Here is a 17,361-nt window from a genome sequence, read left to right on the forward strand (position 1 = left end):
GCCTGAGTTTTGTCAGCATGGCCCATGAGGTCACATGCTCATGGCTTTCAATCCCGCCACCAGCCGGTCCACCTGCGCTTCCGACGTGAAGATCGCCGGCGTCACCCGCACGCAGGCGCCCGACGCCAGGCCGTCGCGCAGCACGGCGAACACGCCGTGCTCCTTGAGCAGCCGTTTCGACAGCGCCGCATTCTCGGCCACCGAGGTCTTGCCGCGCAGCCGGAACGAAGCGATCGCGCTGGTCAGGCGCGGATCGTTCGAGGCCAGCACCTGCAGCCCGCCGATGTCGCGCGCCGCCTCCACCCAGCGGTTGCGCAGGCGCTGCAGGCGCGCCGCCTTGTTGGCCACGCCGATCCGTTCGTGGATCTGCAGCGCCAGCGGCAAGGCCAGGTAGGCGGCGAAGTTGACGGTGCCGGTATGCACCCGGGTGCGGATGTCGTCGCCGTCCGGTTCGCCCATATGGGGATCGATGTCGCGCACCCGGCCGCGCCGGATGTAGAGCGCGCCCACGCCCACCGGCGCGCCGATCCACTTGTGCAGGTTGATGCCGGCGAAGTCGGCATCCAGGTCGGGCAACCGCATGTCGAGCTGGCCGAAACCGTGCGCGGTGTCGACGATGGCGTCGATGCCGCGCGCGCGCGCCATGCGCACGATCTCGGCCACCGGCAGCACCATGCCGTTGCGGTGGTTGACGTGGGTGAGCAGCATCATGCGCAGCTTCGGATGCTGCGCCATCGCCTGCGCATAGGCGTCGATCAACGACCCGTGCGTGGCCGGCTCCGGCAGCGCGAGGCGCACCACGTCGACGCCGCGCCGCGTCCGCAGCCAGCCCATGACCGTGAGCATATTGTCGTAGTCGACGTCGGCGCACAGCACCGTGTCGCCGGCACGCAAACGGTTGTAGCCGGAGATGAGCGCCTGCAGCGCCTCGGTGGCGCCACGCGTGAGCACGATCTCGTCACGCTCGACGCCCAGCGCACGCGCCGCCGCCGCGCGCGCAGCCTCGAACTCGGGCGGAAAGCGCAGGCGGCCGTAATAAGCGTTGCCGTGGTTGACCGTGGCCAGGTGCTGCTGGCAGGCCGCCAGCACCGGTCGCGCCATCGAACCCCAGTAACCGTTGTCGAGCATCGCGACGTCCTGCGTGACGTCGTACTGCGCGGCCACGCGTTGCCAATAGCCGCTGTCGGCGGCCAGCGCGGCGGGCGACAGCGCCGGCGGCGCCAGGCTGTCCATGACCGCCGCCAGCGACGCCGGTTCGAACGGCGCAGCTGCAGCTGCGGTTGCAGATGCGGATGCAGCTGCCGCCGGCGCCAGCGTCAGCGCCGCCCCGCCGCGCAGCCAGGCGCGGCGCTTCAAGTCAGGCTGGCTCAAAACTTCACCGTGTAGTCGAGATACAGGTTGCGGCCATCGGTATCGTACGGCGCGTTGCGCGAGTAGATCAGGCCACGGCTGGCCTGGAACACGGCTTCGTCCGGATACTTGTCGAACAGGTTGTCGACGCCGAAGCGCAGCGTCTGCTTCGAGGTGACCCGGTAGCTGAGTGCCGCGTCGAAGAAGCGCATCGCGCCGAAGCGCTGGAAGATGTCGCCGGTCGCGTTGCCAGTGCTGTCGGTCCAGGCGCCGTAGTGGCGCATGCGGCCCATGCCGCTCCAGGCGCCGCGCTCGTAGACCGCGCTCAGCGTCGCCTTCTGGCGCGGCAGGCGGTCTTCGAAGATGGTGCGCTGGGTGGCGTTGGCGGCGACGCTGGTGCGCCCGCCATCGACCTCGGTGCGGTTGTAGTTGTAGGCCAGCGTCAGGTTCAGGCGGCCGTCGGCGACCCGGCTCAGGTGGCTGGCGACGACGTCGATGCCCTCGGTGGTGGTGTCGAAGTCGTTGGTGAAGTAGTTGACCGAGGTGTAGCGCAGCGGATTGGCCATCCCGGCCGGCACCGCGAACGATGCTGACGTACTGAATCGGTCACGCAGCTTGATGCGGTACAGGTCGATCGATCCCGACAAGCCCATCGCGCTCTTGAAGGTCAGGCCGAGCGACAGGTTGTTGGATTTTTCCGGCGTCAGCGGCTGGGCGCCGAGCGCCAGCGCCAGCGGGTCGCTCGTGGACAGGCGGCCGCTGGTGAACACCAGCAGGGTCCTGGTGTCGAGACCCTGGCTGGTGCTGCTGGTATTGAGCTGGCCCGGGGTCGGCGCACGGAAACCGGTCGAATACGAGCCGCGCAGGGCGAAGTCGGGCGTCACCTCGTAGCGCGCCGACAGCTTGCCGGTGGTGCTGTCGCCGAACTCCGAATAATCCTCGTAGCGCGCGGCGGCGCCGATCGACAGGCGCGCGCTCAGCGGCACTTCGACGTCGACGTAGGAGGCATAGCTGTCCTGGTCCCAGCGTCCGGCCTGGCGGTCGCTGAAGCCGGGCGCGCCGTTGGCGGCCGGATCGAGGCCGAAGGCGGCGCCCGGCCCCACCTGGTACGAAGCGAGGTCGCCGGCGCGCACGCCATAGCGCTCGTTGCGGTATTCCACGCCGAAACCCACGTTGACCGGTTGCGCCAGCGCGGCCACGCCCCAGGTGTAGTTGAAGTTGGCGTTGACCAGCTTTTCTTCCTGGGTCAGGCGGCCCAGGTCGAACGCGGTCGGGCTCTGCGGCCCGAGCGAGGCGTTGATCGAATTATGCAGGCGGTAGTCGATGCGGTTGCGGCTGTACGAGGCGCTCAGGTCCCACGACAGGTTGTCGCTGAAGTGGCCGCGCAGCCCTCCCAGCAGGTGCAGGTCGTCCTGCTCGTTGCCGTACTGCGGACTGAAGCCGAGCGGATAGATGCTGCGCACGTCCCAGCCCGGGAACAGCGCCACGCGCTTGTAGACACTGCCGCTGGCGTCGGGATTGCGCCAGTTGAAGTCGGACGTGCCGTCGCTGTGGCCGAACAGGCCGTAGCCATAGGCCGTGACGTCGTTGGCCAGGCCGACGCTGGCGTTGAAGCCGAGGCGCTGGCTTTCCAGTTCGGGCTGGCCCTAGCGCTGCACCGGGTCCGGCACCTGCAGCTCCGGGTGCGCGTTCTGGAAGGCGATGGCGTCCGGACGCTGGCGCGTGCGCGAGGTCGGATCGGATTTGGCCGCTTCGGCGAACAGGTTCAGGCGGCCGTTGTCGCCGAAGGCGAAGCCGTAGCGGGCGCGCAGCGTGTTCGACTTGCCGTCGCCTTCGCCGTACTGTGCATGCTGGGCGTTGATCTCGCCGCCGATCGTATCGTCGAGGATGATGTTGATCACGCCGGCGATCGCGTCCGACCCGTACTGGGCCGAGGCGCCGTCGCGCAGCACTTCGATGCGCTTGACAGCGCTGGTGGGAATCGCGGCCATGTCGGCCGCCTGCGAGCCGCGCGCGCCGAGGAAGGCGCTGCGGTGGAAACGCTTGCCGTTGACCAGCACCAGGGTCTGGTCCGGCGACAGGCCGCGCAGCGTGGCGGGACGCACGAACACCTGGCCGTCGGCCATCGGCAGGCGCTGCACCACGTAGGACGGGACCAGCTGCGCCAGCACGTCGTTCAGGTCGGACGACTCGACGGCGGCGATTTCTTCGCGGGTGAACACGTCGACCGGGGCCAGCGTGTCGAACTGGGTGCGGTTGCCGGCGCGGGTGCCGGTGACGATCACCGCTTGCGCGGCCGGGGCATCTACGCCCAGCGGCGCGCCGGACGCAGGGATGTTCTGGGCATGCACACCAACCAGTGCATGGCATGCGCACAGCGCGGCGGCGCTGGCGATCTGGCTTCGTTTCAAATTCATTGCGACTCGTGAAGTTGGTAAAAAAGGCTGCCCGCTGCCGCCGTGTGTGGCGCAGTTGACAAGGCGCTAGCCTAAAGATGCAATATTTCGTGAAGATGAATCCGGCCATCGCATGACGAAATCACCTGCTTTGTCACGCCGCGCAGCCCGGCCGATCCGGGTTATGATTTCTGCAATGTCAATATCGGCCACGGCCGGGAGGCTTCATGGGAAAACTGAGCACGCACGTCCTCGACACCGCACACGGCTGCCCGGCGGCCGGCGTCAAACTTGCGCTGTACGTGATCGACGCCGACCGGCGCACCCTGCTCAGGGATGACGTGACGGACGCCGACGGCCGCTGCGCCGCCCCCCTGCTCGAAGGCGAGGCGCTGCGCCCCGGCAGCTACGAACTGGTGTTCGGGGCCGGCGACTACTACGCGGCGCGCGGCGTCGCGCTGCCGGCGCCGCGCTTCCTGGACCGCATCGTGATCGCCTTCGGCGTCGCCGACCCGGCCCAGAACTACCACGTGCCGCTGGTGATGACGCCGTGGTCGTACTCCACCTACCGCGGCAGCTGACCATGCACGCCGCCGCACTCGCCGATCCGGACCTCTCCGACACCGCCCCCGCCCCCGCCTGGCTGGGCCCGGCCCGCATCGCCATCGGCCTGGCGCAGGGCCTCGTGCTGTACCTGCTGTACACCGCGGCCAAGGACAAGCTGTGGCCGGCGACGCTGCCGCTGCTGTTCACGCCACTGTTGCTGGCCGCCGTGCTGGCGCCGGTGATCGCGATCAACGCCCTGGGGCACCTGACACGGCGCCAGCTGACTCTGTGGACCGGCGCCGCGCTGGCCATCATCGCCGCGCTCGGCGTCTACGACGCCTGGCGCAGTCTCGGCCTGGTCCCCGAACGGGCCGGCGCGCCCTCGCCGGCGCTGGCGGTATGCCTCACGGCCGGCCTGTTCATCGCCCATGCGCTGGTGCTGGCCGGCGCGCGCGAGCATCGCCGCATCGCCTCCTACCCCAGCTATTTCGACGTCGCCTGGAAGCTGGGCCTGCAGCTGGCCTTCTGCGGCCTGTTCGTGGGCGCGACCTGGCTGGTGCTGCAGCTGGGCGCGGCGCTGTTCGACCTGGTCAAGCTCGACTTCCTGCGCAGCGCCATCGAGCAATCCTGGTTCGCGATTCCGGTCACCGCCTTCGCCTTCGCGGTGGCGATGCACCTGACCGATGTGAAACCGGGCATCGTGCGCGGCATCCGCAACCTGGTGCACGTGCTGCTGTCGTGGATCCTGCCGGTATTGACCTTGCTGGTGGCCTGCTTCCTGGCCAGCCTGCCCTTCACCGGCCTGGCGCCGCTGTGGGCCACGCGCAGCGCGGCCGGCCTGCTGCTGACCGCCGCCGGCGCCTTCGTGGTGCTGGTCAACGCCGCCTGGCAGGACGGGCACACCCCGGCGCCGAGCGCGGTCGCGCTGGCGGCGCGCGGCGCCGGCCTGCTGCTGGCGCCGCTGACGCTGCTGGCCGGCTACGCGCTGGCGCTGCGCGTGATCGAACACGGCTGGAGCGTGGACCGGATCGTGGCCGCCGCCTGCCTGGCGCTGGCGGCCTGCTACGCCGGCGGCTACGCGGCGGCGGCGCGGCGGCGCGGCTGGCTGCCGACGCTGGCCGGGGTCAACGTCGCCGCCGCCTTCGTGGCGCTCGGCGTGCTGGCGCTGCTGTTCTCGCCGCTGTGCGATCCGGCGCGGCTGTCGGTGAACAGCCAGATGGCGCGCCTGGAGGCCGGCCGCATCACGCTGCGCCAGCTCGACGTCGCCTACCTGCACCACCACGGCGCGCGCTACGGCCGCGCCGCCATTGATCGCCTGCAGGCCCGCACCAGGGGCGACGATGCCGTCTGGCTGGGCCAGGAAGTGGCGCGGCTGCGCGCGAACGTGCCCGACGTCGACGATCCGTCGGTCGACGTGGCGGCCAACCTGCGGGTGTGGCCGTCCGGCGCGCGTCTGCCGGACGGCTTCGCCGGCGCCGCCTGGCGGGCGCATCGCGAAACGCAGCGCTTGCCGCGCTGCCTGCGCCAGCGCGGCAAGCAGTGCGACGCCTTCATGATCGACCTCGACGGTGATACCAGGCCCGAGGTGATCGTGGTCGATAGCGCCGATGGAACCAATGCCATCCTGCGCCAGGGGCGCGAGGGCTGGGAATTCGCGGGCAGCAGCCTGTCCCTGGTAACGTGCCGGTCGCTGGTGCAAGCCATGCGGGAAGGAAAAATGCGAGCACTCGCACCGCGGATCGCCGATCTGGAAATCGCCGGACAGCGCGTCGAGATCCGCGGTGATGCCGGGATGATGGACTGCACGGAAGAGTAAAACGGTGCAGCCCGTATCCTGGCAGCGATCCCCTGCCATGACAACAAGACCTCTAAGCATTGTTCAATGTATTTATGGAAATTTTTCTCACTGTTTAGCGATTTGGGATTCTGTTTAGCAACGGAATGTGACTATTCATCCACAGAATCTGGCGAATCGTCTCGAAATGTCACGCATTGTCAAAAATTGTCTTCTGTAAATATTTATCGGTGGATAGAATAAATTCCATGTAGTACCGGCGCGCCTGCCTGCTGCCCTTGCCCGCGCCGTCTTCCCAAGCAGCTCACGCAACGACCGCAACACAACCCCGCAATGAATAAAAAGATTCTCGCCAGCCTGCTGGCGCTGCCACTGGTCGCGCCTGTCGCCCTGGCCCAAGACAACGCCGTCAAGATCAGCGGCTTCGGCACCGCCGCCCTCACCTGGTCGGACGACGACCGCGCCCAGTTCGGCCGTCCGAACCAGGCCAGCGGCGCCGCCGACAATTTCCGCACCGGCGTCGACTCCAACCTCGGCCTGCAGGCAGACTACGCCGTCAACAGCTGGCTGTCGCTGACCGCCCAGGGCCTGGTGCGCCAGGATGCCGAAGAACACTATGGCGCCGAGCTGAGCTGGGCATTCGCCAAGTTCCGCATCAACGACGAACTGAGCGTGCGCGTGGGCCGCGTCGGCCTGCCGGTGTTCATGATCTCGGACTACCGCAATGTCGGCTATGCCAACACCATGCTGCGTCCACCGGTCGAGCTGTATTCGCAGGTGCCGTTCAACAGCGTCGACGGTCTGGATGCGACCTGGCGCCGCGATTTCGGCAACACCAGCGTGACGACGCAGCTGGCGCTCGGCCAGATCAAGACCCCGCTGACCGGCTTCCATGCGCGCGGCAAGGACATCGTGGCGCTGAACGTGATGGCCGAGAACGGCCCGTTCACGGTGCGCGCCGGCCACGCCCGGGTCAAGGTCACGATCGACGACCTGGCCTCGCTCAACACCCTGGTCGGCAGCCTGCGCGCCGCCGGCACCGGCTACCGCCTGCCGCAAGTGAACGCGCTGGCCGACGAGATCCAGGCCGATGGCGCCAAGGGCACCTTCAATTCGCTGGGCCTGGCCATGGACTGGAACAACTTCGTGGTCCAGACCGAATACGCCAAGCGCAAGACCGACACCTACATCAACGACACCACCTCGTGGTACGTGATGGGAGGCTACCGCATCGGCAAGTTCCTGCCCTACTACACCCGTTCGGAACTGAAGATCGACAGCGCGGTGAGCGCGTCGGCGCTGGGCGCCTGCCCGGCCGGCTATCCGGCCGCCTGCACGCCGACCCTGCGGCAGCTGGGCAGCGCGGTGCGCCGCGTCTCGGTCTCGGGCATCGGCCAGGGCGAGCAGACCACCGACACCATTGGCGTGCGCTGGGACTTCGCGCGCTCGGTGGCGCTGAAGGTGCAGATCGACCGCGTTAAGCCGGTCGGCAACGGCCTGTTCATTAACGCCAAGCCGGGCTTTGCCGGCCCGGTCACCGTGGGCGCCGTCGCCCTCGACTTCATCTTCTAAGGGAGCGACGCATGAAGAAACTGTTCATCGCCGCCGTCGCGGCATCGTCGTTGACCGCGCTGTCGCTGCCGGCATGCGCCGAAGTGGCCGTGGTCGTCAGCGCCAAGGCGGCCGAATCGTCGCTGACCAAGGAGCAGGTGGCCCAGGTCTTCCTGGGTAAATCGACGGCCATGACGCCGATCGACCAGGCCGACAGCGCCGCCGTGCGTGCCGAGTTCTACAAGAAAGTGGCGGACAAGGACGCGGCCCAGGCCAAGGCCCTGTGGTCGAAGCTGGTGTTCACCGGCAAGGCCACGATGCCGAAAGAGGTCGCCGACAACGCCGCCGTCAAGGCCGCCGTCGCCGCCAACCCGAAGGCGATCGGCTACATCGACAAGAGCGCCGTCGACTCCACGGTCAAGGTCGTCTACACGGCGCCATAAGGCCGTATCAGGCACATCGTCGCAAGCACGTCGGCCGCCGGTTGCATACCGCCGGCCGACGCACGTCATCTGGAGACAAGAACATGAGCATCAAGCGCAGGATCTGGGCACTGCCCGTCATTTCCGCGATCATCTTCGGCCTCGGCGCCGGCGCCAGCGCCTATATCGCCAGCGGTGCGCTGAAATCGATCACCACCACCGAGAGTGTCGACTATCCGCTGCTCGACGCCTCCAAGGCCCTGGCGCTGGACGTCGCCGCCGTCACCGGCGCGCTGACCGATGCCGTCACCGAAGGCGACAAGGCCCTGATCGACGAGGCCGGCAAGCGCGCCGGGCAGATCCGCGCGCGCCTCGACCAGCTCGGCCGGCTCGCCGGCCAGCAGGAGACCGCCACGCGCCTGGCGGGCGAATTCGACGCTTATTACGCGCCGGCCCTGTCGTCGGCGCGCATCATGCTCGAGATCGAACAAGGCGATCCACAGGCAGCGGTAGGCAAGATGCAGGCCGCGCTCGCCGTATTGAATACCGACCTGGCCAAGACCGCCGAAGCGGCCCAGGCCCAGTTCACCGCCGGCATCGCGCACAGCGGAGACAGCGTGCGCCAGGTGGTGGTGGCGATGATCGTCACCGCGCTGATCGTGATCGCGGTGCTGGCGCTGGTGTCGTGGTTCGTGGTGCGCGCCATCTGGCGCCAGCTGGGCGGCGAGCCGGAATACGCGCGCACCATCGCCCAGGGCGTGGCGGCAGGCGACCTGTCGATGGACATCCGCATCGAGGCCGGCGACGACGCCAGCCTGCTGGTGGCATTGAAAGAGATGCGGGCGCGCCTGGCCGGCCTGGTGGCCGGCATCAAGGGCTCGGCCGACACCATCGCCAGCGCCAGCAGCGAGATCGCCAGCGGCAACGCCGACCTGGCGCAGCGCACCGAATCGCAGGCGGCCAACCTGGACCGCACCACGCGCGCGATGGAAGAGCTCACCGGCGCGGTGCGCCAGAACGCCGCCAACGCCGGCCAGGCCAGCGCGCTGGTCGAATCGGCCACCAGCATCGCCACCCGCGGCGGCGACGTGGTGGGCGGCGTGGTGAGCACCATGGGCGACATCAACGCCTCGGCGCGCAAGATCGTGGACATCATCTCGGTGATCGACGGCATCGCCTTCCAGACCAATATCCTGGCGCTGAACGCGGCGGTGGAAGCGGCGCGCGCCGGCGAGCAGGGCCGCGGCTTCGCGGTGGTGGCGGGCGAAGTGCGCACGCTGGCGCACCGCTCGGCGGCGGCGGCCAAGGAAATCAAGGAACTGATCGGCGACTCGGTGGCCAAGGTCGACGCCGGCAGCGCGCTGGTCGACGAGGCCGGCGCCACCATGGAACAGATCGTGGAAGCGGTGCGCAAGGTGCAGGCCATCATGACCGAGATCCGCGACGCCGGCGTGCGCCAGAGCAGCGGCATCGACGACATCGGCCGCGCCATCGGCAGCATCGACGAGATGACCCAGCAGAACGCGGCGCTGGTCGAGGAAGCGTCGGCGGCGGCGGAATCGCTGACGGTGCAGACCGGTCACCTGACCGAGGCGCTGGCGGTGTTCAAGCTCGACAGCCGGCCCGCAGTCGGCGCCGGCAAGGCGCGCCTGGCCTTGATGGGCTAAACCCGGCACGCCACACATTGAAACGCCGGCAAGCCCGCCTTTACAAAAATTGACGGGCTTGCCGATTCGGCCACCATGCTGATCGTTCCGGCAACTCCGTTTTCGATTCGCTAATGCGCCGATCCGCTTATTCCCTCTACGCACCTCAACACGCGCTCATCCATTCGGCGCGATCCTGCCGCCATGCCATTTCGGCTACGTGGTAAGCACGCATCTCCCGATACAGCAAACGCTTTACAAAAGTAGTGCCCATGGGCATCATCCCTTTGAATATGCCGGATGGTTAGTCCACGCCGGCGCTCGTCGTTTCCAATCGCTCTAGTCGTTACTAGTTGCTTCCACCGAGGTCTTACAACACCGCGCCCATGTCAGCAGTCCTTCCCAACAACACGACGGTCGGCGCCCCGCTTGCGGGGTTGGCGCGGGCATTGGTGCAAGCCAATCGCCTGAGCGCCGTGCAGGCCGATATGTTGAACAGGAAGGCAGCGCAAGAGAAGACCTTCTTCATCGACGTGCTGCTGGCCAGCGGCGCGATCGAGCCGCGCGCGCTGGCCGCGTTCTGCGCCGAGACCTTCGGCTATCCGCTACTCGACCTGTCGGCGTTCTCTCCCGAGTCGCTGCCGACCGCCGCCATCGACGCCAGGCTGATGCAGGCGCAGCGCGTGATCGCGCTGGCCAAGCGCGGCAACAAGCTGTCGGTGGCGCTGTCCGACCCGACCAATAACGGGGCGCTGGACCAGATCAAGTTCCAGAGCGAGGCGACGGTGGAGCCGGTGATCGTGCCGCACGACGCCCTGCTGGTGCTGCTGGCCGCGATCGCCAAGGGCGCCGAGCAGGACCTGAGCGAACTGGCCGGCGACGAGGCCGAGATCGAGTTCGCCGACGACGACAAGCAGCCGGCCGCGGTCGAGCCGAGCGCCGACGTCGAGGACGCGCCGATCGTGCGCTTCCTGAACAAGATCCTGATGGACGCGGTGCAGATGGGCGCCTCGGACATCCACTTCGAGCCCTACGAAAAGTATTACCGGATCCGCCTGCGGGTCGACGGCGTGCTGCGCGACCACGCTTCGCCGCCGCTGTCGATCCGCGAGAAGCTGGTGTCGCGCATCAAGGTGCTGGCGCGCCTTGACATCGCCGAAAAGCGGGTGCCGCAGGACGGCCGCATGCGATTGCTGCTGTCGCCCACGCGCGCGATCGACTTCCGCGTCAGCACGCTGCCGACGCTGTTCGGCGAAAAGACCGTGATGCGTATCCTGGACGCGACCCAGGCGCAGATGGGCATCGACGCGCTCGGCTACGAGCCGGAACAGAAGGCGCTGCTGCTGGACGCGATCACCCGCCCCTACGGCATGGTGCTGGTGACCGGCCCCACCGGTTCCGGCAAGACGGTGTCGCTGTACAGCTGCCTGAACCTGCTGAACAAGCCGGGCATCAACATCTCGACGGCGGAAGACCCGGCCGAGATCAACCTGCCGGGCGTGAACCAGGTCAACGTCAACGACAAGGCCGGGCTGACCTTCCCGGTGGCGCTGAAATCGTTCCTGCGCCAGGATCCCGACATCATCATGGTCGGCGAGATCCGCGACCTGGAAACCGCCGACATCGCGATCAAGGCGGCGCAGACCGGCCACATGGTGTTCTCGACGCTACACACCAACGACGCGCCGTCGACGCTGACGCGCCTGATGAACATGGGCGTGGCGCCGTTCAACATCGCTTCGTCGGTGATCCTGATCACGGCCCAGCGCCTGGCGCGCCGCCTGTGCAGCTGCAAGCAGCCGCTCGAGATCAGCATTGATGGGCTGCTGGCGGCCGGCTACCGCGCGAGCGACGTCGACGGATCATGGCGCCCGTACGGCCCGGTGGGGTGTGACCGCTGCCTCGGCTCCGGCTACAAGGGCCGGGTCGGCATCTACCAGATCATGCCGATCTCGCCGGCGATCGAGGCGCTGATCCTGGCCCACGGCAACTCGATGGAAATCGCGGCCCAGGCCGAGAAGGAAGGCGTGAATTCGCTGCGCCGCTCGGGCTTGATGAAAGTGATGCAAGGCATGACCAGCCTGGAAGAAGTGCTCGGCTGTACCAACGAATAACGACCACAACGACGACAGCGTCCTCGCGACCACGACAGGAACAGCAAAACCACATGGCAACCTCCCCCCAACCCAAGAGCAGCCGCGGCGCCCAGGTCAAGGAGTCCGTGTACGCCTGGGAAGGCAAGGACAAGAACGGCCGCACCATCCGCGGCGAAGTGCGCGCCGGCGGCCAGGCGATCGTCAACGTGACCCTGCGCCGCCAGGGCATCATGGTCACCAAGGTCAAGAAGAAGGTCTATCGCAGCGGCAAGAAGATCACCGACAAGGACCTGACCATGTTCACGCGCCAGCTGGCGACGATGATGAAGGCCGGCGTGCCGCTGCTGCAATCGTTCGACATCGTCGGCAAGGGCCACGCCAACCCGGCCATGGCCAAGCTGATCCAGGACCTGCGCAACGACGTCGAGACCGGCACCAGCCTGAACCGCGCGTTCCGCAAGTTCCCGCTGTACTTCGACCCGCTGTTCTGCAACCTGGTGGGCGCCGGCGAACAGGCCGGCATCCTGGAAGACCTGCTGACGCGCCTGGCGATCTACAAGGAAAAGACGCTCGCGCTCAAGGGCAAGATCAAGTCGGCCATGACCTATCCGATCGCGATCCTGGCGGTGGCGCTGATCGTGACCGCCGTGATCATGATCTGGGTGGTGCCGGCCTTCAAGCAGGTGTTCGAGAGCTTCGGCGCCGACCTGCCGACGCCGACCCTGATCGTAATGGCGATCTCGGCCTTCTTCGTCGAATGGTGGTACCTGATCTTCGGCTCGCTGTTCGCCGCAATCTATTTCTTCTTCCAGGCCTGGCGCCGCTCGCCGAAGATGCAGGCGACCATGGACCGCCTGCTGCTGCGCCTGCCGATCTTCGGCGAGGTGATCCGCAAGGCCACCATCGCACGCTGGACCCGCACCCTGTCGACCATGTTCGCGGCCGGCGTGCCGTTGGTGGAAGCACTGGATTCGGTCGGCGGCGCCTCGGGCAACGCGGTGTACCTGGAAGCGACGCGCAAGATCCAGACCGAGGTCAGCACCGGCACCAGCCTGACCGCATCGATGCAGAACACCGACGTGTTCCCGAACCTGGTGATCCAGATGGTGCAGATCGGCGAAGAATCGGGCTCGCTCGACGCGATGCTGGGCAAGGTGGCGGATTTCTTCGAGGAAGAAGTGGATGAGGCGGTGGCGGCATTGTCGTCGCTGATGGAGCCGCTGATCATGGTGATCCTGGGGGTGCTGATCGGCGGGCTGGTGATTGCGATGTATTTGCCGATCTTTAAGCTGGGTTCGGTGGTGTAGCCACTAGGACGTCGGAAGGACGGCTGCGGCGTCTGCCGTCTCAACGAATTTGCAATCACACAGCCGTTTCTAATCATTTTTAATCAAATTCAGCTTTTTTTTAACGTTTTTTTCATAACAAAAACGTTTTTGTGCGAAACTCAGCTCGTTTAAACGCTTTTTGATCGCGTCATGGCAAGCACAATGGATACGAATAACCGTCCTGTCGGCTACACATGGCTGAGGCAAGAGTACGGGCTCAGTGCGTCTCCACTATCACACGAGTCTTATGTGGGGGGACGCGCCAGTGCGACCAGAACTCAACATGGCATTGTTCAGGAGGTCTTTGTCCAATCGTATTGGCCGGGAGACAACGCACTCGAACATGTCGTCTTTGCCCTGAAATATGATCATCTGAATCTGGATATACTGCGGCAGGTGTTCATAAGGCTTGGCGCCGATCAAGTCTTGCAATATGTCGAAAAACTTCCGAATGGCAGATACGCACGCCAGATTGGCTACCTCTACGAATTCTTGACTGGCGATACGCTGTCCTTGTCCGTGTCCATGGGCGGGACGTATATCGACTTGCTGGACTCCGATATCTATCTGGTGAGTGCCCGGCCACGCAGAGACAGCCGCTGGCGCATTACGGACAACCTGCTTGGATCGCGGCATTTCTGCCCGATTGTGCGTAGAACTCCGGAGCTCAAGGAGCTGCTGACCAGGGAATTCACGCGCGACCTCCAGACATTCAGGCAACAGATAGAACCGGCGTTGTTTCAGCGGGCGGTCGACTACCTGTACTTCAAAGAGACCAAATCATCTTACGACATCGAGCGCGAAGTTCCCACGGCGGACCGAGAGCAGCGCTTTGTCGCCGCTCTCAGGAATGCTGGCCAGGACACGGTCACTCAGGTGCTGTCCGAGACTTCACTGACCCAGTTACAGAATCTGATCGTCGAACCACGCTACGCCCAGCAGGGTTTTCGCCGACACCAGAACTACGTCGGCGAATCGCCGCCAGGCAGACCGACCATCGTGCACTACGTTTGCCCTCCCGGGTCGATGGTGCAGGATCTCATGCAAGGCCTGCTCGACTGCGCCCACAGAACAGAGGGATTGCATCCGGTGGTGCGTGCGGCCATGATCGCTTTCGGCTTTGTATTCGTTCACCCGTTCGAAGATGGTAATGGTCGAATCCACCGCTACCTGATCCATGACTTCCTGAGCCGCGATGGCCTTGTTCCGGAAGGGATGATACTTCCCGTGTCGGCCTACATGCTGCATCATCCGCGCGAATACGAAGGTGTATTGGAGAGTTTCTCCAAACCGCTACGTCGGGTTGTGCGTTTCGAACTGGACGATGAAGAAACGCTGACGATCCGTAATCCGGACCAGGTCGCCGGTTATTATCAGTATCCCGACCTGACTGCCCATGCCACCTACCTGCTGCATGCCGTCGAGCAAACCATCAGTACGGAACTCGCATCCGAGATCCTATTCATCCGCAATTACGACCAGGCGCGAGAAGCGATTCGGGAGATTGTCGACATGCCGGATCGACGTCTCGACAAGCTGATCAAGTTGTTGCATCAGAATCGTGGCGTACTATCCAAATCAAAACGTAACCTGTACCGGGAACTCGACGACGACGAACTAAAACGGATCGAGACCGCCTACCAGGATGCGTTCGGACAGCTGGAATTCGAATTTGCGGGCGGATCGGCAACGCAGGATGCCTGATACGGTCAGCGCAGCGCCATTCGTACACCGCGCATCGCCCGCTCCAGCAGCGCCCTGAACAGCATCGCGCCCGCCGCCCACGGCCGGCGCCGGTCCAGCCCGCGCCGTCCCATGCGCTGCGGCAGGAAGAACCGCCCGAACGCCGACAGGCCGCTCTCGCGCAATACCCAGAAGCAGCCGCCTGCATAGGTGGCGTCGAACCCATCGTCCGCCCGCAGGAGGTACAGCGCCGTGCCCGAGGACAGCGCCACGTCGGCAGCTGCGTCCGGCCCCAGCGCGCGCAGGCCGCGCCGGTATGACAGCTCGATGTTCTGGCGCAGGTCGGGCAGGCTGAGCACCAGTGGCCGCAGCAGGCGCGACCATTCGAGCAGGCGCGGCAAGCCGTGCAGGCCGGACGTCACCCGCAGCCGGTATTTGAAAAAGGCCGAGCGCAGTTCGGACAGCGCCGCCTGCGGCGGACGTGGCAGCGCGTCGGGGCGCTCGCGCCAGCAGCGCATCCAGTGCGCCAGCGCGTGTTCGTGCTTGGCCAGCAGGCTGGCCGGGCCGTCGAATTCGAGGTCGATGCTGTTGCCCGGCTGGAGGAAGCGGATCAGGTTGCGCTGGGCTTCCAGGCGCGGCGCGTCCAGCACGCCTGCCGGACTGCGCCGGCCGTTGTTGAGCCAGGCGTTGTCGACCCGGCTGAAGCGCGCGAACGAGGCGACCGGCACGATCAGGCGCGGCTTGAAGGCTTCGGCCTGCAGCGCCATCCGTTCGATGCCGTGGCCGGCCGCCGATTCGCGCCGCGCGAAGTGTTCCGGGTTGCCGCACCAGGCCATGTCGGCGAAGCCGGTCAGCAGCAGGTCGATGCGCGGCGCCAGGCGGCGCACGCGGGCTGCGGCGACGCGGCAGGCGGCGCGTGAGCCCAGCGCGCGCTCGCCCAGGTGCAGGATCGCGCGCCGCCCGCAGTCGATCAGGCAATACGAGTCGCCCTCGCCGCTGGCGAAGGCGGTCAGGTGCAGGTCGGGCGCCAGCGTGCGCGGCTGGCCGGCGGCGCATTCGGCCAGCGTAAAGCGGTGGCGGCGCAGCTCGTCAGGCAGGCGCCAGTCGCGTCCCGGGCGGTACAGGAAGGTGGCGATGCCGCGGAACTCGGCGCGAAAGCGGCGCAGGAAGGCCGTCGATACGCGGTCGGGCTGGGCGCGCGAGCACCACACGAACAGCGGCAGGCCGCTGGCGTTGAGTTCGGCGATCAGGCGCGCACTGCTGGTGGATGGGTCGACCAGGCTCCAGGCATCGTTCAACACGCCGCCTTCGAGCCACGGGTCGGCCAGCAGCAGCGCGTGGTCGGTGCGCAGCAAGAAGCCGGCATGGTTCAAAAACGTGAAGGTCGGGTTGGACATGATTGGGTTGCGATCGCATTGTCGGCGGATCGACTCGCCTTCAGCCTAGCGAGGCATTTTGCGCGGCGCATGAGGCATCGCAATCGTACCGCGCTGTGGCGGTTACGCCGCGGCGCCGCGTTGCCGCGGCCGATTGGCCGACAGCCTTCGCCAAACAGAACGAAAACCCCTACAATGAGGTTGATGTAGAGAATCATCTTGCTGAGGCATGCATCTGCCTGGCGCGATTCAACCGAACCCGAACGAACCGAACCGTCAAGCCCATGGAATCACTGTTGTTCGCGCCTCCCGCCAGCCTTGGCCCCACCCTGGTCGCCGCCCTGCTCGGCCTGTTGATCGGCAGCTTCCTGAACGTGGTCATCTACCGCATGCCGAAGATGATGCAGCGCGAGTCCGACAACTACGTGGCGCAGGAAAGCGGCAAGGAACTGCCGCACCAGGACCGCTTCAACCTGATGGTGCCGCGATCGAGCTGCCCGTGCTGCGGGCACCAGATCACGGCGCTCGAGAACATTCCGGTGATCAGTTACATCGCCCTCGGCGGCAAATGCCGCAAGTGCAAGGCGCGCATCTCGCCGCGCTATCCGGCGATCGAGCTGCTGACGGCGGGCCTGTCGGGACTGATGGTATGGACGTTCGGCAGCGGCGCCGCAGGCCTGTCCACGCTGCTGTTCGCGTGGCTGCTGGTGGCGATGACCTTCATCGACTTCGATACCGAGCTGCTGCCGGACGACCTCACCTATCCGCTGCTGTGGGCCGGCCTGATCATGAACATCAACGGCACCTTCGTGCCTCTGCAGGACGCCGTGATCGGCGCCGTGGCCGGCTACCTGGTGCTATGGGCCGTGTACTGGCTGTTCAAGCTGGTGACGGGCAAGGAAGGCATGGGCTACGGCGACTTCAAGCTGCTGGCGGGACTGTTGGCGTGGATGGGCTGGACCATGCTGCCGACCATCATCCTGCTGTCGTCGCTGGTCGGCGCCGTGGTCGGCATCAGCATGATCCTGTTCGCCAACCACGAACGCAACAAACCGATCCCGTTCGGCCCTTACCTGGCTGGCGCCGGCATCATCGCCATGCTGTATGGCGACCAGCTGGTGTTCCTGACCAGTAGCCTGGTTGGCAATTTCACGCGCATCTTCGCGGGGTGA

At 66.2% G+C, this 17,361-nt stretch carries 13 protein-coding genes; 9 read left to right on the forward strand and 4 right to left on the reverse strand.

Going from position 1 to position 17,361, the window contains the following annotated elements; all coding sequences use genetic code 11:
- Positions 1–30: 30 nt before the first annotated feature.
- From QPK27_RS03895 to QPK27_RS03905, 3 genes are read right to left on the reverse strand one after another with little or no spacing between them, the layout of a single operon-like run.
- Positions 31–1,371 (reverse strand): aminotransferase class V-fold PLP-dependent enzyme, encoded by a 1,341-nt coding sequence (locus tag QPK27_RS03895; RefSeq protein ID WP_290416888.1) that lies wholly within the window; start codon positions 1,369–1,371, stop codon positions 31–33.
- Entirely contained in the window at positions 1,368–2,984 is a 1,617-nt protein-coding gene (locus tag QPK27_RS03900) for a TonB-dependent receptor domain-containing protein (RefSeq protein WP_308633400.1), read from the reverse strand. Before QPK27_RS03900 ends, QPK27_RS03895 begins: the two co-directional genes overlap by 4 nt.
- Positions 2,985–2,996: 12 nt before the next feature.
- Positions 2,997–3,767 carry a TonB-dependent siderophore receptor gene (locus QPK27_RS03905; protein ID WP_290416889.1) on the reverse strand — a complete coding sequence of 257 codons (771 nt, stop codon included), beginning with the start codon at positions 3,765–3,767 and terminating at the stop codon, positions 2,997–2,999.
- A gap of 206 nt (positions 3,768–3,973) precedes the next feature.
- Here QPK27_RS03905 and uraH point away from each other — a divergent pair, with 206 nt between their 5' ends.
- The 8 genes from uraH (at position 3,974) to QPK27_RS03945 (ending at position 14,834) form a co-directional block, all read left to right on the forward strand.
- Positions 3,974–4,327 carry a hydroxyisourate hydrolase gene (uraH, locus tag QPK27_RS03910; protein ID WP_290416890.1) on the forward strand — a complete coding sequence of 118 codons (354 nt, stop codon included), beginning with the start codon at positions 3,974–3,976 and terminating at the stop codon, positions 4,325–4,327.
- 2 nt (positions 4,328–4,329) lie between these two features.
- The gene (locus QPK27_RS03915; RefSeq protein WP_290416891.1) at positions 4,330–6,108 is read left to right on the forward strand and encodes a DUF4153 domain-containing protein; all 1,779 of its coding nucleotides are present in this window, start codon (positions 4,330–4,332) and stop codon (positions 6,106–6,108) included.
- Between the two features lie 312 nt (positions 6,109–6,420).
- Complete coding sequence (locus tag QPK27_RS03920) at positions 6,421–7,659, forward strand: porin (RefSeq protein ID WP_290416892.1); 1,239 nt, start codon at positions 6,421–6,423, stop codon at positions 7,657–7,659.
- A gap of 11 nt (positions 7,660–7,670) precedes the next feature.
- Positions 7,671–8,081: a hypothetical protein gene (locus tag QPK27_RS03925; protein WP_290416893.1), complete on the forward strand. Its 411-nt coding sequence runs from the start codon at positions 7,671–7,673 to the stop codon at positions 8,079–8,081.
- An 83-nt stretch (positions 8,082–8,164) separates the two neighbouring features.
- Positions 8,165–9,727, forward strand: a complete 1,563-nt coding sequence (locus tag QPK27_RS03930) for a methyl-accepting chemotaxis protein (protein ID WP_290416894.1) — start codon at positions 8,165–8,167, stop codon at positions 9,725–9,727.
- 365 nt (positions 9,728–10,092) lie between these two features.
- Positions 10,093–11,820, forward strand: coding sequence for a type IV-A pilus assembly ATPase PilB (gene pilB / locus QPK27_RS03935; RefSeq protein WP_290416895.1), 1,728 nt, complete (start codon positions 10,093–10,095; stop codon positions 11,818–11,820).
- 53 nt (positions 11,821–11,873) lie between these two features.
- Complete coding sequence (locus tag QPK27_RS03940) at positions 11,874–13,109, forward strand: type II secretion system F family protein (RefSeq protein WP_290416896.1); 1,236 nt, start codon at positions 11,874–11,876, stop codon at positions 13,107–13,109.
- A 183-nt stretch (positions 13,110–13,292) separates the two neighbouring features.
- A complete protein-coding gene (locus tag QPK27_RS03945; protein ID WP_290416897.1) occupies positions 13,293–14,834 on the forward strand; it encodes a Fic family protein in 1,542 nt (513 codons plus the stop codon).
- 5 nt (positions 14,835–14,839) lie between these two features.
- On the opposite strand, the gene QPK27_RS03950 is transcribed toward QPK27_RS03945, so the two are convergent.
- Complete coding sequence (locus QPK27_RS03950; RefSeq protein WP_290416898.1) at positions 14,840–16,210, reverse strand: hypothetical protein; 1,371 nt, start codon at positions 16,208–16,210, stop codon at positions 14,840–14,842.
- Positions 16,211–16,473: 263 nt separating this feature from the next.
- On the opposite strand from QPK27_RS03950, the gene QPK27_RS03955 reads away from it, so the two are divergent.
- A complete protein-coding gene (locus QPK27_RS03955) occupies positions 16,474–17,361 on the forward strand; it encodes an A24 family peptidase (protein ID WP_290416899.1) in 888 nt (295 codons plus the stop codon).

This window comes from Massilia sp. YIM B02443, assembly GCF_030411955.1.
In the GTDB taxonomy this organism is placed as follows: Bacteria; Pseudomonadota; Gammaproteobacteria; order Burkholderiales; family Burkholderiaceae_D; genus Telluria.

Excerpts from the sequence above, each read along its gene's own strand:
- QPK27_RS03955 (WP_290416899.1), top strand. The coding sequence starts at position 16,474 with ATGGAATCACTGTTGTTCGCGCCTCCCGCCAGCCTTGGCCCCACCCTG.
- pilB (WP_290416895.1), top strand. The coding sequence starts at position 10,093 with ATGTCAGCAGTCCTTCCCAACAACACGACGGTCGGCGCCCCGCTTGCG.
- QPK27_RS03905 (WP_290416889.1), bottom strand. The coding sequence starts at position 3,767 with ATGAATTTGAAACGAAGCCAGATCGCCAGCGCCGCCGCGCTGTGCGCA.
- QPK27_RS03940 (WP_290416896.1), top strand. The coding sequence starts at position 11,874 with ATGGCAACCTCCCCCCAACCCAAGAGCAGCCGCGGCGCCCAGGTCAAG.
- QPK27_RS03920 (WP_290416892.1), top strand. The coding sequence starts at position 6,421 with ATGAATAAAAAGATTCTCGCCAGCCTGCTGGCGCTGCCACTGGTCGCG.
- QPK27_RS03930 (WP_290416894.1), top strand. The coding sequence starts at position 8,165 with ATGAGCATCAAGCGCAGGATCTGGGCACTGCCCGTCATTTCCGCGATC.
- QPK27_RS03925 (WP_290416893.1), top strand. The coding sequence starts at position 7,671 with ATGAAGAAACTGTTCATCGCCGCCGTCGCGGCATCGTCGTTGACCGCG.
- QPK27_RS03915 (WP_290416891.1), top strand. The coding sequence starts at position 4,330 with ATGCACGCCGCCGCACTCGCCGATCCGGACCTCTCCGACACCGCCCCC.
- uraH (WP_290416890.1), top strand. The coding sequence starts at position 3,974 with ATGGGAAAACTGAGCACGCACGTCCTCGACACCGCACACGGCTGCCCG.
- QPK27_RS03950 (WP_290416898.1), bottom strand. The coding sequence starts at position 16,210 with ATGTCCAACCCGACCTTCACGTTTTTGAACCATGCCGGCTTCTTGCTG.
- QPK27_RS03945 (WP_290416897.1), top strand. The coding sequence starts at position 13,293 with ATGGATACGAATAACCGTCCTGTCGGCTACACATGGCTGAGGCAAGAG.